The 15,419-nt window shown below is 51.4% G+C and carries 16 protein-coding genes and 1 pseudogene; 14 read left to right on the top strand and 3 right to left on the bottom strand.

All coding sequences use genetic code 11. The features are described from left to right. Positions 1-7: 7 nt before the first annotated feature. From KNP72_RS00450 to KNP72_RS00430, 5 genes and pseudogenes are all read left to right on the top strand, one after another. Positions 8-1,303 (top strand): methionine gamma-lyase family protein, encoded by a 1,296-nt coding sequence (locus tag KNP72_RS00450; RefSeq protein WP_214832253.1) that lies wholly within the window; start codon positions 8-10, stop codon positions 1,301-1,303. A 93-nt stretch (positions 1,304-1,396) separates the two neighbouring features. Continuing rightward, complete coding sequence (locus KNP72_RS00445) at positions 1,397-1,795, top strand: MerR family transcriptional regulator (protein ID WP_214761285.1); 399 nt, start codon at positions 1,397-1,399, stop codon at positions 1,793-1,795. 46 nt (positions 1,796-1,841) lie between these two features. Beyond that, positions 1,842-3,182, top strand: coding sequence for a type I glutamate--ammonia ligase (glnA, locus tag KNP72_RS00440; protein WP_214831772.1), 1,341 nt, complete (start codon positions 1,842-1,844; stop codon positions 3,180-3,182). A 156-nt stretch (positions 3,183-3,338) separates the two neighbouring features. Continuing rightward, positions 3,339-4,442, top strand: coding sequence for a DNA alkylation repair protein (locus KNP72_RS00435; protein ID WP_214831771.1), 1,104 nt, complete (start codon positions 3,339-3,341; stop codon positions 4,440-4,442). A 20-nt stretch (positions 4,443-4,462) separates the two neighbouring features. Beyond that, positions 4,463-4,993, top strand: a pseudogene (locus tag KNP72_RS00430) (P-loop nucleotide/nucleoside kinase family protein). Positions 4,994-5,078: 85 nt separating this feature from the next. Here KNP72_RS00430 and KNP72_RS00425 read toward each other — a convergent pair. Together KNP72_RS00425 and lexA are read right to left on the bottom strand one after the other, a co-directional pair. After that, positions 5,079-5,519: a metal-binding protein gene (locus tag KNP72_RS00425; protein WP_214720225.1), complete on the bottom strand. Its 441-nt coding sequence runs from the start codon at positions 5,517-5,519 to the stop codon at positions 5,079-5,081. Continuing rightward, complete coding sequence (gene lexA, locus KNP72_RS00420) at positions 5,519-6,139, bottom strand: transcriptional repressor LexA (RefSeq protein ID WP_021067589.1); 621 nt, start codon at positions 6,137-6,139, stop codon at positions 5,519-5,521. The genes KNP72_RS00425 and lexA overlap by 1 nt, the downstream gene beginning before the upstream one ends. A 205-nt stretch (positions 6,140-6,344) precedes the next feature. Here lexA and KNP72_RS00415 point away from each other — a divergent pair, with 205 nt between their 5' ends. From KNP72_RS00415 to KNP72_RS00385, 7 genes are all read left to right on the top strand, one after another. Continuing rightward, positions 6,345-6,581 (top strand): hypothetical protein, encoded by a 237-nt coding sequence (locus KNP72_RS00415; RefSeq protein WP_021067588.1) that lies wholly within the window; start codon positions 6,345-6,347, stop codon positions 6,579-6,581. A gap of 72 nt (positions 6,582-6,653) precedes the next feature. After that, on the top strand, positions 6,654-7,298 hold the full coding sequence (locus tag KNP72_RS00410) for a YneB family resolvase-like protein (protein ID WP_214720224.1): 645 nt from the start codon (positions 6,654-6,656) through the stop codon (positions 7,296-7,298). 60 nt (positions 7,299-7,358) lie between these two features. Beyond that, positions 7,359-7,592 (top strand): DUF896 domain-containing protein, encoded by a 234-nt coding sequence (locus tag KNP72_RS00405; RefSeq protein ID WP_021067586.1) that lies wholly within the window; start codon positions 7,359-7,361, stop codon positions 7,590-7,592. A gap of 198 nt (positions 7,593-7,790) precedes the next feature. Then, a complete protein-coding gene (gene tkt / locus KNP72_RS00400; protein ID WP_214831770.1) occupies positions 7,791-9,782 on the top strand; it encodes a transketolase in 1,992 nt (663 codons plus the stop codon). A 123-nt stretch (positions 9,783-9,905) separates the two neighbouring features. After that, the gene (locus tag KNP72_RS00395) at positions 9,906-10,136 is read left to right on the top strand and encodes a YneF family protein (protein WP_021067584.1); all 231 of its coding nucleotides are present in this window, start codon (positions 9,906-9,908) and stop codon (positions 10,134-10,136) included. Between the two features lie 129 nt (positions 10,137-10,265). Then, a complete protein-coding gene (locus KNP72_RS00390) occupies positions 10,266-12,020 on the top strand; it encodes an ABC transporter transmembrane domain-containing protein (RefSeq protein ID WP_214832251.1) in 1,755 nt (584 codons plus the stop codon). Beyond that, entirely contained in the window at positions 12,010-13,773 is a 1,764-nt protein-coding gene (locus KNP72_RS00385) for an ABC transporter ATP-binding protein (protein WP_021067582.1), read from the top strand. Before KNP72_RS00390 ends, KNP72_RS00385 begins: the two co-directional genes overlap by 11 nt. An 81-nt stretch (positions 13,774-13,854) precedes the next feature. Here the strand turns inward: KNP72_RS00385 and KNP72_RS00380 are convergent, their stop codons facing one another. Further along, positions 13,855-14,037 carry an aspartyl-phosphate phosphatase Spo0E family protein gene (locus tag KNP72_RS00380; RefSeq protein ID WP_214720222.1) on the bottom strand — a complete coding sequence of 61 codons (183 nt, stop codon included), beginning with the start codon at positions 14,035-14,037 and terminating at the stop codon, positions 13,855-13,857. A gap of 192 nt (positions 14,038-14,229) precedes the next feature. On the opposite strand from KNP72_RS00380, the gene KNP72_RS00375 reads away from it, so the two are divergent. Both KNP72_RS00375 and KNP72_RS00370 read left to right on the top strand, forming a co-directional pair. Beyond that, on the top strand, positions 14,230-14,928 hold the full coding sequence (locus KNP72_RS00375) for a cytochrome c biogenesis CcdA family protein (protein ID WP_021067580.1): 699 nt from the start codon (positions 14,230-14,232) through the stop codon (positions 14,926-14,928). A gap of 19 nt (positions 14,929-14,947) precedes the next feature. Continuing rightward, positions 14,948-15,400: a CcdC family protein gene (locus KNP72_RS00370; RefSeq protein ID WP_034797347.1), complete on the top strand. Its 453-nt coding sequence runs from the start codon at positions 14,948-14,950 to the stop codon at positions 15,398-15,400. Positions 15,401-15,419: the final 19 nt, after the last annotated feature.

Raw genomic sequence — 15,419 nt, 5'->3', positions numbered from 1 at the left:
AACAATGATGTGGCAAGAAAAGATTGCGTATTATGATGAATTGGCCCCGTTCGTGACCGAGGCGGAAGCACGGGTAAAACCATATTTTGAAACGATTGAGGCGACAGCGGAGTTCAACCAATACCGTGTCCTCGAGTCGTTTAAGAAGCATAAAGTGTCGGATTTCCATTTCAATCCGACGACCGGGTACGGCTATGACGATATGGGACGCGACACGCTCGAATCGATTTATGCCGACGTGTTCGGGGCGGACCTCGCCCTGTGCCGCCCGCAAATCATTTCGGGGACGCACGCCATCGGGATCGCCTTGTTCGGTGTGTTGTTGCCAGGGGATGAATTGCTCTATATTACCGGCAAACCGTACGATACGCTCGAAGAGATCGTAGGGATTCGGGGAGACGGTCGCGGTTCGCTCAAAGAGCTCGGTGTCGGCTACGACACGGTCGAGTTGAAAGACGACGAAATCGATGTCGAGACCGTCATCGCACGGATTCGGCCTGAGACGAAGCTCGTCGGGATCCAGCGTTCGAAAGGATACGCCAACCGACGCAGCATTCCGGTCCAAGAAATTGGGGATGCAATCGCAAAAATCAAAGCGGCGCATCCGCACGTCTTCGTATTCGTCGATAACTGCTACGGCGAGTTCGTCGAGACGATCGAACCGACCCACGTCGGGGCCGATCTCATGGCAGGCTCGCTCATCAAGAACCCGGGTGGCGGTTTGGCGAAGACGGGTGGCTATATCGCCGGGACGAAAAAACTCGTCGAACGCTGCTCGTTCCGCATGACGACGCCGGGTATCGGCAGCGAGGCCGGTCCGTCACTCTATTCGCTCCAAGAGATGTATCAAGGGTTTTACATGGCGCCGCACACGGTCGCCCAAGCCTTGAAAGGGGCTCACTTGACGGCAAGCCTGCTCGGATTGCTCGGTTTCGAGACCGACCCGCACTACACGACGCCTCGGACCGATTTGATTCAATCCGTGACGTTCCGCGATCGCGACAAAATGATCGCGTTCTGTCAGAGCATCCAGATGGCGTCACCGGTCAATGCCCATGCGTTGCCGGTACCGGCCTATATGCCGGGCTATGAAGATGATGTGATCATGGCGGCCGGGACGTTCATTCAAGGCTCGTCGATTGAACTATCGGCCGATGGACCGCTCCGTGCCCCTTACACGGCCTACGTGCAAGGCGGCTTGACGTACGCCCACGTCAAGGTCGCGCTCATGCTCGCCTTGAGCCAATTGCGGACGAAAGAGCTCGTCACATTTGACCGTGACAAAATCTCACAAAAGTTGTAACCGAAATGTCATGTTAACTTTCTTAACATCTCTTGACAGGTTAGTTGTCATGTATTATTCTCACAGTGTGAGACAGAAAAGGAGGGGTAAGAGATGGCCGATCAATTTCGTCGCTCCAACCCGTTGTTTCCGATAGGAATCGTTCAAGATTTGACCCAACTGACAGGTAGGCAGATTCGGTACTATGAAGAACAGGGTCTGATTTCGCCTAGTCGGACGGAATCGAAACGACGGCTCTATTCCTTTAATGATGTCGAACGTCTACTCGCGATCAAGGATTTTATCGATCAAGGCTTCAATTTGGCGGCGATTCGCCATATGCTCGACAATGCGGACGCCAAAGAAGTGGAATCACCAAAAGCACCGGTCGAGGAACCACCAAAGATCTCTGAACAAGAGTTACACAAATTATTGAAAACACAGCTTCAAGAAGCTGGCCGTTTCAATAAGACGTCGCTCATTCAAGGTGAGTTGTCACGTTTTTATCGATGACGCCAGTACATTAACCATTACACAATGTGAGAGGGGACATTTTACCATGGCCAGAAAAACGTTCACGAAAGAAGACATCAAACGGATCGCACAAGAAGAGGACGTACGCTTTATTCGTCTTCAATTCACGGATATCCTCGGTACGATTAAAAACGTCGAGGTGCCGATCAGCCAATTGAACAAAGCACTTGATAACAAGATGATGTTCGACGGCTCTTCGATCGAAGGCTTCGTACGCATCGAGGAATCAGACATGTACCTCTATCCAGACCTCGACACATGGGTTGTCTTCCCGTGGACAGACGGCAGCGGTAAAGTCGCTCGCTTGATTTGTGATATTTATAACCCGGACGGCACACCGTTCAGCGGTGACCCGCGCGGCAGCTTGAAGCGTAACCTCGAGCGCATGCAAAAGCTCGGCTTCACAGCGTTCAACGTCGGACCAGAGCCTGAGTTCTTCCTCTTCAAGAAAGACTTGAACGGCAAACCGACACTCGAACTTAACGACCAAGGCGGTTACTTCGACTTGGCACCGGTCGACCTCGGCGAGAACTGCCGTAAAGAGATCGTCATCGAGCTCGAAAACATGGGCTTCGAAATCGAAGCATCACACCACGAAGTCGCACCAGGTCAGCACGAAATCGACTTCAAATACGCAGATGCGGTCACGACGGCTGATAACATCCAAACGTTCAAACTCGTCGTCAAGACGATTGCAGCGAAATATGGTCTTCACGCGACGTTCATGCCGAAGCCACTCTTCGGTGTCAACGGTTCAGGGATGCACGCCAACATGTCGCTCTTCAAAGGTGACACGAACGTCTTCTACGACCCGAACGGCGACATGGAATTATCAGATACAGCCCGCGCCTTCACGGCAGGGATTCTCGAGCACGCTCGTGCGTTCACGGCTGTCTGTAACCCGACTGTCAACTCGTACAAGCGCCTCGTGCCTGGTTACGAAGCACCTTGCTATGTAGCATGGAGCGCGCGCAACCGTTCACCACTCGTTCGTGTACCGGCGGCCCGTGGCCTCTCGACGCGTATCGAAGTGCGTTCGGTTGACCCAGCGGCGAACCCGTATCTCGCCTTGTCGACGCTCTTGGCTTCTGGCCTCGACGGAATCGAGAAAGACATGACGGCACCGAAGCCGATTGACAGCAACATCTACGTGATGGACAAGCCAGAACGTGTTGCCAACGGAATCGATGATCTTCCGGCTACACTCTTTGACGCACTCGAAGTACTCCGTGCCGATAAAGTCGTGATGGATGCTCTCGGTGACCACATCGGTGAACACTTCCTCGAGTTGAAAGAAATCGAGTGGGATATGTTCCGCACCCAAGTAACAGAGTGGGAACGCGATCAGTACATGACGCTCTACTAAGTCGATGAACTGGGGACGTTAACCCTATCAATCAGAGTCCTGAATGAGTTCTTCTTGTGAAGACTCGTTCAGGACTCTTTTTCTATCAGTCTATATAATGAGGAAGCATGTATGGCTAGATGAGCGGACTAGACGAAACTGAAGGAGGTGGAAGACGTGGCAGCACCGTTAAGAGAGGTATATCATGAGGACTTTTTGCTAGGATTTGGACGACGTGTACAATCCGTCTACCCATCGTTTGACATAGAGGCATTTGTCGCATCGATCGTAGATGAGTCATGGGAAGCGTTAGCGCTGAAAGGGCGTATGCGCCGTATCTCGACAAAGCTCGGGGAGTACTTACCTCAACACTACGAGTCGGCTATAGACGTCTTGATAGAAATTGCAGACGATTGTGTCGGCTTTCCATATTTATTCTTTCCCGACTTCGTAGAAGTGTATGGACAGGCGGAAGAACATTGGGAACGCTCGATGTCAGCGCTCGAACTCTTCACGCAGAAATCGTCTTCGGAATTCGCGATCCGACCTTTTCTGCTTCGTGATTCGACGCGAGTGATGAATCGTATGATGGCATGGGCCAAGCATCCGAATGAGCATGTGCGGAGATTGGCGAGTGAAGGCTGCCGCCCTCGTCTTCCGTGGGCGGAATCGTTACCGATGTTCAAAGCAGACCCGGCTCCAGTGTTGGCGGTTTTAGAGTTATTGAAAGAAGACCCATCATTATATGTAAGGAAAAGTGTCGCTAACAACCTCAACGATATCTCGAAAGATAACCCGGAAGCCGTGCTCGCGGTCTCGCGTCGATGGCAGGGCGAACATGATCATACCGATTGGGTCATCAGACATGGGTGTCGAACATTGATCAAATCCGCTCACCCCGACGCCTTAACGCTGTTCGGTTATGCGCAAGAAACGGATTTAACCGTCAACGCATCGATTTCGATACATCCGAACATGCTCAGTATCGGGGAGGCGTGCGAGATTCAATACGATGTGTCGATTCGTCCAGGCGATGCTGCATATATTCGGGTCGAATACGCCATCGATTTCATAAAAGCGAACGGGAAAGCGAGTCGTAAGGCATTTCTGCTAGCGAATAAAATCGTCGCCGGGGGTGCGCGACTGGTAGCGAACAGGATGCACAGTTGGGCAGATTTGACGACGCGCCGACATTATCCGGGTGAGCATCGTGTCGTTTTGCTGGTCAATGGACGCGAAGTCGCTGAGAATCATATCATGTTGTATAAACGCGATGATTGAATCATACTTTGCGAAACAATATGATGTCAGCACCCAAATCTGTGTGGACAGGAGAGATGATCACGATGGGAAAAGGAATATTATTTTTTCTTTGTGGGAAGATGGGGGCAGGGAAATCAACGGTATCCAAGCGACTCGAGCTCGAAGAGCATGCGGTACGGTTGTCCGAGGATGAGTGGTTGCAGGCACTTTATCCTAATCAGATTCATATGTTCGAAGATTACTGACGACACTCTGAACTGCTCAAACCAATCGTAGAAACAACTGTCCAGCGTATGCTTGAAGTAGGGACAAATGTCGTGATGGATTTCCCTGCCAACACAATCGGTCTACGTCAATGGTTTCTTGTCATAGCGAACAAGGTTGGGGCAGACCATCAATTGATTTATCTGAATCTTAGCGACGAGCAGTGTATGAGACGAATTGCTAAAAGGCGGACAGAAATGCCTGAACGGGCAGCATTTGACACAAAAGAAGTGTTCAATCATGTCACTTCATTTTTTGAAGCACCTTCTGAGTCGGAAGGAATTCGAATTGTCGAATATGATTAATCCGTTAATATCTTCAGACGTTTAAAAAGGGCAACCCAGTCTAATAGACGGGTTGCCCTTTTGGGTGTATGGCATAAGCATTTGCTTAAAACGCACGTTTGAAGAACGTGGACGCATAGTCGAGCGTCGTATGTAGCGTCGTCGCGAAAGCGAGTCCGAAGAAGCATGCTGCCCCGTTCAGGTCGAGCCACGATCTGACAGCTTCCTCATACGGCGTGACCGTGAGCACGAGCGTGAGCGGGAAACCGAGATAGATGACCCGGATCAGATCGCTCAAGAGCGGAAAATGCGAGAATAACGACCGATGGGGCATAATCTTCACATAAGGGAGCCAAAAGCCCCGAAGCGGTCCCCATCGATAATAGGCGTCCGACTTTAAGTCAAGGTCCGGGGAGAGCCAGAACGTCCCGATTAGGGCGCCAAGCAGGAACACGGTCGGAACATCGATGTCAATAAAAGGCGTGGCAATCGCAAGAGCACCGATTGCCACGAGATTCGTACGGGTATGTGTCTTGCCACTAGCCATTAGTGAATCGTGCGGTATACACCGATGACCTTCCCTAAAATCGACACGTTATCGAAATACATCGCTTCGAGCTCGTCGTTCTCCGGCTGGAGGCGAACTTTCGAAGCTTCTTTATAAATCCGCTTCACGGTCGCTTCACCTTCATCCGTCATGGCGACGACAATCTCTCCATTGTCGGCCGTGTTCTGTTGACGGACGAGGACACGGTCCCCATCCAAGATCCCCGCGTTAATCATAGAGTCCCCTGAGACAGAGAGCATGTAGACGTTGTCGGAACCGACGACGTGGGCCGGGAGCGGGAAGTGCTCTTCCACGTTCTCAATCGCCGTGATCGGCGTACCGGCCGTGACTTTCCCGATGACCGGCACGTACATGACGGCATCATGGTCTTCCACGACTGACATCTCTTCATCTAAAATCTCGATGGCACGTGGCTTCGTCTTGTCACGTCGAATCAATCCACGCTTCTCTAGACGGTCCAAGTGGCCGTGGACGGTCGAGCTCGATGCGAGTCCGACTGCCTCTCCGATTTCACGAACGGAAGGTGGATACCCTTTCGCCCGGACCTCGGCTTTTATAAAATCAAGAATCTGTTGTTGTCTTGCTGACATTTTTTTCAATGGATTTCACCTCGATTATGTCGAATAACCTGCGAACGCATCCTATTCTTTATGGGTTTAGTTTAACACAAGAACACATGAGCGCACAAACATTCGTTCGTTTTTTTCTACTTGACCGAACAGAAGTTCTTGTTTTATGATGAGAACAGATAAACGAACAGACGTTCTCGAGAACGTGTATTCTTATTCCCAGGAGGTAATCGTTATGAGAGACACAATCAATGGAATCATTTTAGTCGGCATGTTGGCACTTGGAATGTTCGCGTTTTATATGGTCGGGGAGATGCGCCACGACGTCGATGTCGTCGCGACCGAACCGGTGATCGAGCACAGCGTCGAAGAAGAAGTCGCCTTGACGGAGGCCGAGTCGCTCGAGGCACAGCTTCTCGCCGAACGCGCTGAGAAAGAAGACGACAAGACGACGTGGTTCGCCGCCGAATAATCTTTTCTGATTGCGAACAGCCCCCGAAACTGTGTATCGTAGAGGGCGAATGGAAAGAAAGGAAGTGACGGGATGCGAGTCGTCATTTATTGTCGCGTGTCGACGAACAAGTCCACGCAAGAGACGTCACTCGGTCGCCAAGCGGACGAACTGACGCGGATGGCGAAACGTCTTGACGCCGAAATCGTCGATGTGATCAGTGAGCAAGAGAGTGGGTATGAGGTCAATCGGACGGGGTTGCTCGATTTGTTGGAGCACGTCTCGACGTCTAATCTCGATGCCGTGCTCGTGAGCGATGACAGCCGCCTCGGACGAGGGAACGCGAAAATCGCCATCTTGCATACGCTCATGAAACATAACGTCCGCTTGTTGACGATGCAATCGTCCGATGAATACGTTTTCTCGGATGCTGAGAAGATGGTGCTTGAAATTGTCAGTGTCGTCGAGGAGTACCAGCGTAAAATCCATAATGCGAAAATCTCACGCGGCATGCGTCGGGCGGTCGCGAACGGGTTCAACCCGCACCGCAACATCCAACATCACGATCAAGGCGGTCGGAGCCGAATCGAAGTCCCGATTGAAGAAATCGTCCAACTGCGCGAGCGCGGACTGACGTTCGCTGAAATTGCCGCCACGCTACGTGGTTTTGGCTATGAGGTGTCGAAAGCGACCGTGAACCGTCGTTATTTGGAGCACGTATCAGTGCCAGAAACTTGATTCCTGCTCGCTGATTTTGTACAGTAGAAGAACAAATTCAGTAGAGAGGGGGCGAGCCTGATGCTAGCACCTGAACAGTTGGAGCGAATCAATTTTCTCGCCAACAAAGCCAAGACAGATGGACTGTCATCAGAAGAGATGGACGAGCAGCAAGCGCTGCGCCAACAATATTTGCAAGCGTTCCGCCAATCATTCAAATCACAGATGATGGGGATGAAGGTCGTCGATCCGGACGGGAACGATGTAACGCCTGAAAAATTGAAAGACGAGCAGAAACGGCATCGCTCGGAGTGACCACGAATGCACATCCTATTTCATATAGGGTGTGCATGTTTGTTATACGCGAACGGGGATCAGGGGGACTTATTGGACTGGTTTTGGACGAAAGGAAGTAAACGATTCCATTCAATGTGTTATACTAATTAATTAGTTGTGACACACGAATGAGTATGCTAAAATATGACGGGTAGAAACTTTGTAACAACAGAGAGGATGAAATTAGTGGAAACAACTACTAAAGAATTATTAGCGATTAACTCGATTCGGACGCTCTCGATTGATGCGGTCCAAAAAGCGAACTCTGGTCACCCGGGGATGCCGATGGGTGCGGCTCCGATGGCGTTCACACTTTGGACGGATAAGATGCGTCACAACCCGAAAAACCCGAACTGGTTCAACCGCGATCGGTTCGTTCTTTCAGCGGGACACGGTTCGATGCTCTTGTACTCGCTTCTTCACTTATCTGGTTACGACCTTTCACTCGACGACCTCAAATCGTTCCGTCAAATGGATTCGAAGACGCCTGGACACCCAGAGTACCGTCACACGCCTGGTGTCGACGCGACGACTGGACCGCTTGGCCAAGGGATTGCCATGGCAGTCGGTATGGCGATGGCTGAAAAGCATTTGGAAGCGACTTACAACCGTGATGAGTTTAAAGTGGTTGACCACTTCACATACGGGATTTGCGGAGACGGTGACTTGATGGAAGGCGTGTCGGCAGAAGCTGCCTCACTCGCTGGTCACTTGAAACTCGGAAAGCTCGTCGTCCTTTATGATTCAAACGACATCTCACTCGATGGCGACCTTCACAAGTCGTTCTCAGAAAGTGTCGAAGATCGTTTCAACGCTTACGGCTGGCAAGTGATTCGCGTTGAAGATGGCACGGACATCGATACAATCGCGAAAGCAATCGACGAAGCGAAGGCGGAAACGTCGAAACCGACCCTCATCGAAGTGAAGACGGTTATCGGCTTCGGTTCACCGAACAAGTCAGGCAAATCGGCATCACACGGTGCACCACTCGGCGAAGCTGAAATCGAGCTCACGAAGCAGTTCTATAAGTGGGAAGGCGAAAACTTCTACGTACCGACCGAAGTGTACGACTTGTTCAACGAGAAAGTCGTTGAGCCAGGTGCCAAAGCGGAAGCGGACTGGAACGAACTCGTCGCGGCTTACAAGTCGTCACACCCTGAACTCGGTGCCCAGTTCGAGCGTGCAGTGAACAACGAGCTCCCAGAAGGTTGGGACAGCGAGTTGCCAACGTTCGAAATCGGTTCGAAGAAAGCGACACGTCAAACGAGCGGTGAAGTACTGAACGCAATCGCTAAAGCGGTGCCGACACTCTTCGGTGGCTCGGCTGACCTCGCAGGCTCGAACAACACGATGATTAAAGGTGCTGCGGACTTCGATGAAGATCCAGCAGGCCGCAACATCTGGTTCGGCGTCCGTGAATTCGCAATGGCAGCTGCCGTCAACGGTATGGCACTCCACGGTGGTGTCCTTCCTTACGGCGCGACATTCTTCGTCTTCTCAGACTATTTGCGTCCAGCGGTACGACTCGCGGCCCTCATGGGAATCCCATCGACGTTCGTCTTGACACACGATTCGATCGCGGTCGGCGAAGACGGCCCGACACACGAACCGGTCGAGCACTTGATGAGCTTCCGTGCGATGCCAAACTTGTCTGTTCTCCGTCCGGCTGACGGAAAAGAGACGATTGCGGCTTGGAAGCAAGCGATCACGACGAAATCATCACCGTCACTTCTCGTCTTGACGCGTCAAGCGTTGCCAGAACTCGAAGGCACGTCGATTGAAGAAGCGGCTAAAGGTGGCTACGTCGTCGCCGGTAACTCGAACGAGGCGGACGTCCTCCTTCTCGGTACAGGTTCTGAAGTACACGTCCTCGTCGAAGCTCGCGAAGCACTCGCGGCTGACGGCGTGAACGCGGCTGTCGTCTCGATGCCTTCGTGGGAATTGTTCGAAGCACAGTCAGCAGAATACAAAGAGTCGGTCCTTCCTTCGTCAATCACGAAGCGTGTCTCGCTTGAAGCGGGTGCGACACTCGGCTGGTACAAATACGTCGGATTCGGCGGTAAAGTACTAGGAATCGACAAGTTCGGTGCCTCTGCCCCTGGGGATCTCCTCATGAAAGAATATGGCATGTCGGTCGACAACGTCGTCGCTGCTGTCAAATCACTTTAATCGCTTACTATCAGTGGTGGCCCGGAGTTTTGGGTCACCACTTTTTTTACAGACGACTAGCGAATTAGCGTAATATAGTGTATAGTAAAAAACGATGTTTCATATGGTAGAGGAGGTTAAGCCTTGAGTACATTATTCTGGATTCTTCTGATCGTGGCAGCACTAATCGGGGGTATTGCGATCGGTTTCTTTATCGCTCGTAAATACATGATGAACTACCTCGAACAGAACCCACCGATCAACGAAGATATGATTCGTACATTGATGATGCAAATGGGTCAAAAGCCGTCACAGAAGAAAGTCAACCAAGTGATGCGCGCCATGAACGTTCAAATGAAGAACGAAAAGAAATAAACCGGATCGACCGAAGCACTTTGCGCCCGCAAAGTGCTTTTTGTATCCATTTTTTGTTAGACAATCGAACAAACTTTCGCTAATCTAAAAGAATAGTCTGAATTCAAGACAACATAGGGGGTGTTTCAGATTCGTGTATTCAAACAATTAGCTTGGTTCTTCAAGCTCGAATGGCGGACGTATGCGCTCGGTATCGTCCTACTCATGTTCGTTGCGGCGCTCGAACTCGTGCCGCCACGCATCATCGGCCGAATCGTCGATGAGATCAACCGAGAATCGCTCGAAACAGATTTATTGTGGATGTTGCTCGGCGGGCTCGCGGCCGTCGGCATCGGAAACTATGTGGCCCGCTTCTTCTGGCGGTACTTTATCTTTGGGGCTTCGATTCGGCTCGGTCGGATGTTGCGGAGTCAGCTCTATCGCCATTTCACCGATTTAGATCAACGCTTTTATAAGAAGTCGCGGGTCGGGGATTTGATGGCCCATGCGACGAACGATGTCCAAGCCGTCTCGACGACGGCGGGTGCGGGGATTTTGACACTCGTCGACAGCATTACTATGGGGACGTTCGTCATCATCACGATGGTGACGACGATTAGTTGGAAGTTGACGGTCGTAGCGCTGTTGCCGCTGCCGATCATGGTCGCGTTAACGACACGATACGGGAAACTATTACATAATCGGTTCGGGGTCGCTCAGGCGGCATTCTCCGAACTGAATGATAAAGTCCAAGAGAGCGTCAGCGGTGTCCGGGTATTGAAATCGGCCGGGGAAGTCGGCCGCGACGTCGACTCGTTCGAGAAGTTATCCGACGAAGTCATGGCGAAGAACGTCCGCGTCGCCAAAATCGATGCCCTATACGACCCGACCATCTTCGGAATCGTCGGCCTCTCATATATCTTATCGATTGGCTATGGTGCCTATTTGATTGAACAAGGCGAGCTGACAATCGGTCAAATCGTCAGTTTCACGGCGTATCTCAGTTTGCTCACTTGGCCGATGCTCGCGTTCGGCTGGCTGTTCAATATCGTCGAACGCGGTCGTGCGTCTTATGACCGAATCGAGCGAATGCTCGCCGTCAAACCTGAGATTCAAGATGACCCGATGGCGGCGGCGAAACTTGCCCATTCGGAGATTGAGGCGGACATTCATGTCTTCCGCTATGATGAGACGCCTGTCCTGCAGGACGTCACGTTCCGAATCGAACGCGGCCACACGCTCGGTATCGTCGGGCGGACCGGTTCCGGTAAAACGACAATCGTTCGATTGTTGACGCGGGAGTATGACGTCCATGACGGCACGATTAAAATCGGGGGCATCAATATCCGACAGGTGAAAAAGTCACTCCTGCTCGACAAAGTCGCCGTCGTCCCGCAAGACCATTTCTTGTTCAGCGACTCGATTGCAAACAATATCGCGTTCGGAAAACCGGAAGCAAAACTTGACGAGATTATGGAAGTAGCTAAAATCGCCGAAGTGCATGATGACATCATGCGGTTACCAGAAGGTTATGCCACGCTTGTAGGCGAACGGGGCGTGACGCTATCGGGCGGCCAAAAACAACGCATCTCGATTGCACGTGCCCTCATGATCGAGGCAGACGTATTGATTCTAGACGATGCTCTCTCCGCCGTCGATGCGAAGACGGAAGAAGCGATCATCGAGCATTTCCGGGCCGGGAATCCCGATCAATCTCGGTTGATTGTCGCGCACCGACTGTCTGCGGTCGAGCACGCCGACGAGATTCTCGTTCTCGAAGACGGTCGTATCATCCAACGGGGCCGGCATCAGGACTTGATTCGCGAACCGGGATGGTACAAAGATACGTATGATCGTCAACAGCTCGAAGCAATCGTAGAAGGGGGTGGCCACCATGAAGCATGACGTTCAGGAATGGGCGGTCATCAAACGTCTATTGGCCTATACGAATCGTTACTCACGCCCACTCAGTCTCGCTTTCGTCTTTTTGTTGCTCGCCACCGGTGCGAAGCTCGCGGGACCGTTTTTAATCAAGGTCTTTATTGACGAGTTCGTGACGCCAGGCGTCTATCCGACGAACTGGGTCGTCACATTGCTCGTCGTTTATTTAGTCTTGCATGTGTCGGCGATCATCTTCGACTATTTACAGTCGATTTCATTCCAAAAGATTGCCTTAAAAATCGTTCAAAACATTCGGATGGATATTTTCCGTCACGTCATGGGCATGCGTCTCGCCTATTTCGACCGGACGCCAGCAGGCGTTCTCGTCTCGCGGATTACGAACGACACCGAGGCGGTCAAGGAGCTTTACGTCGGGGTGATGAGCACGTTCGTCCAATCGGCCGTGCAGCTGCTCGGGACATACGTGTTCCTTTATATCCTCGAACCGACGCTCGCAACGATGGGGCTTGTGCTCGTGCCATTGTTCTGGCTCATCATCTGGGTGTATCGTCGCTACTCGACGAAGTATTTCGCCCAAGTGCGTGATCTGCTGTCACAATTGAACGGACAGTTGAATGAGTCGATTAACGGGATGGGAATCGTTCAACAGTTCCGTCAAGAAGAGCGGCTTGTCCGCCAATTCGAAGAGACGAACGAGGCCCACCAAGAAGCACGTTATCGGAACTTGAAGCTCGACAGTATGTTATTGCGACCGATCATCGAATTGTTGCTCGCCTTCTCAATTATCGGGCTGCTCGGCTATTACGGCGTCTTGTCAACGACCGAGCAAGTACAAGTCGGGGTCGTCTACGCCTTTATCAGCTATATCGAACGAATCTTCCGTCCCGTGCTCGATATCATGCAACGCTTGAGCGAATTTCAACAGGCGGTCGTTTCAGCGGACCGAGTTTTCAAAGTCTTGGACACGGATGAACCGGCCCCAGGAAAGAGCTTGGAGGGAACGGCTGAAATTGGCTCCGGAGAAGTACGCTTCGAAAACGTCACGTTCAGCTATGACGGAGAAGTCGACGTATTGAAACACATCTCGTTCGTCGCCAAGCCGGGAGAGACAGTCGCGCTCGTCGGTCATACCGGGAGCGGAAAGAGTTCAATCATCAACTTGTTGACTCGGTTCTATCCGTATCAATCAGGACAAATCACGATCGATGGGCATCCGATTGAGCAGTTCGAGGAAGCCGAACTTCGAGCCAAAGTCGGCCTTGTGCTCCAAGACCCGTTCTTGTTCACAGGGACGATTGAGGACAACTTAAAACTATTTAACCCGACGATTGACTCGGACAAAGTCCGGGAAGCAGCTGAGTTCGTCCAAGCCCATACGTTCGTCGAGAAACTCGAGGCCGGCTACGGGCATACGGTCGGTGAACGGGGGGCGACGTTCTCGAGCGGGGAACGGCAATTGCTCGCGTTCGCCCGGACGGTCGCCCGGGATCCGAAAATCTTGATTTTGGATGAGGCGACGAGTTCGATTGATACCGAGACCGAGGAGCGCGTTCAGCTCGCCCTCGAGCGGATGAGACGTGGTCGGACGACGATTGCCATCGCACACCGGCTCTCGACAATTCAAGATGCCGACTTGATTCTCGTCCTCCATCGAGGTGAAATCGTCGAACGAGGTAATCATCAATCGTTATTGAAACAAGACGGGCTCTACAAAAAGATGTATGAACTTCAATCAGGCCAACGTCTGATGTCATAAATTACAAAAAAAGACGCCAATACCGGCGTCTTTTTTTCCATGAAAAGGCTCTCCACAAATGTGATGCGGAGAGCCGTTCATTTAAAAATTTAGGTGTTCTGAAGCATGTATAGCCAGGACGTGACGTGTGATCAGCTTGTCTAACTCTTGGCTGACGTGAATCACTTCAGGAGACGTCCAACTTTGCTGTGAAGCGATTTCGTACAGTTCATCGCGTTTCTGTTCAATGGCATAATGTAAGTTTTCAGCTGTGATGACCGCCACGGTATTTCCCCCATCGTTATAAAGTCAAAACTGTTTCTTAGGAATATCCAAATCTTAGCATCTAACACTACTGTTTACAAGTTTCATTTCCATTTCAAAGATTACAATTTCACTCAAAAAATCGTTGCAGAAAAAGATTCGAGCATTTTGAAAAGGTTTTCGCTATAATGGGGCTGAAAGGTGGAAGATCGCATGGAAGTTACCCTTTGGCTCGCATTTGGGGCGGGCGTCTTGTCATTTTTGTCTCCGTGCACGCTACCGTTGTATCCAGTCTTTTTATCGTATATCACTGGGGTCTCTGTCTCTGATTTGAAGAGTGAAGGACTGCGGCAGCGCACGGCATGGTTTCATACGTTCTCATTTCTCTTCGGTTTCTCCATCGTCTTTCTCGTGCTCGGTTTGTCGACCTCGCTGATCGCCGACGTGTTCATTCAATACAAAGATAGCTTGCGCATGTTCGGTGCCATCCTCATCTTCGTATTTGGTGTCTTCTTGGCAGGGCTATGGCAACCACGCTTTATGATGCGCGAGAAAAAGCTCGCATTGGGAGAGCGCAAGAGTGGCTATTTTGGGACGGCACTCATCGGCATCGGCTTCGCGGCAGGGTGGACACCTTGTACCGGACCAATTCTTGCTGGCGTCATCGCCCTCGCGGCCTCGAACCCGAGTCAGGGAATGGGGTACATGTTGGCCTACGTCATCGGTTTTGCCATCCCGTTCCTCGTCATGGCCGGTTTTGTCGGCAAAATCAAGTATTTGGCACGCAACAGTGCCAAGGTAGCAAGATTCGGAGGCTATTTGATGATGGCTTTCGGTGTCGTATTATATTTTGATGGAATGAACCGCTTCGCTGCTTGGATGAGCGAATTAGTAGGATTCACCGGATTTTAAAGGGGTTGACCGAATGTCGATATTTTGGGGATCGACCCTCGTCGCACTGATGATGGGCTTGATTGCGAGCTTCGTTCGCGTCAAAGCGTCAGCACGTCCGACGAATGCGAAAAAGATTTTGATTCCGCCGCTGGCGATGTCGACGGGCATGTTACAATTTCTCGTCCCGGCGTTTCGGCTGACTTGGCTCGAGGTCGGAGAGGCGCTGATCGTCGGATTGATTTTCAGCGTGTTCCTCATCAAGACGTCGAATTTCGAGAAACGTGACGGGGAAGTTTATCTATCCCGTTCGAAAGCGTTCTTTATCGTCGTGTTTGTCTTATTGGCCATCCGGACGGTCATGAAGGCGTTTCTCGGGGACGAGGTAAACATATTCGCGACGGGCGGCCTGTTCTATTTGATCGCCTGGGGCATGATTGTCCCGTGGCGCATCGCCATGTATCAAAAGTACAAACAAATCGTAGCATCATAAACGGCGTCCCTTGCGAGGG

Origin of the sequence: Exiguobacterium sp. s152, from assembly GCF_018618335.1 — a bacterium.
GTDB classification, from domain to species: Bacteria; Bacillota; Bacilli; order Exiguobacteriales; family Exiguobacteriaceae; genus Exiguobacterium; species Exiguobacterium chiriqhucha.
This window is presented reverse-complemented; position numbering and strand designations above follow the sequence as displayed.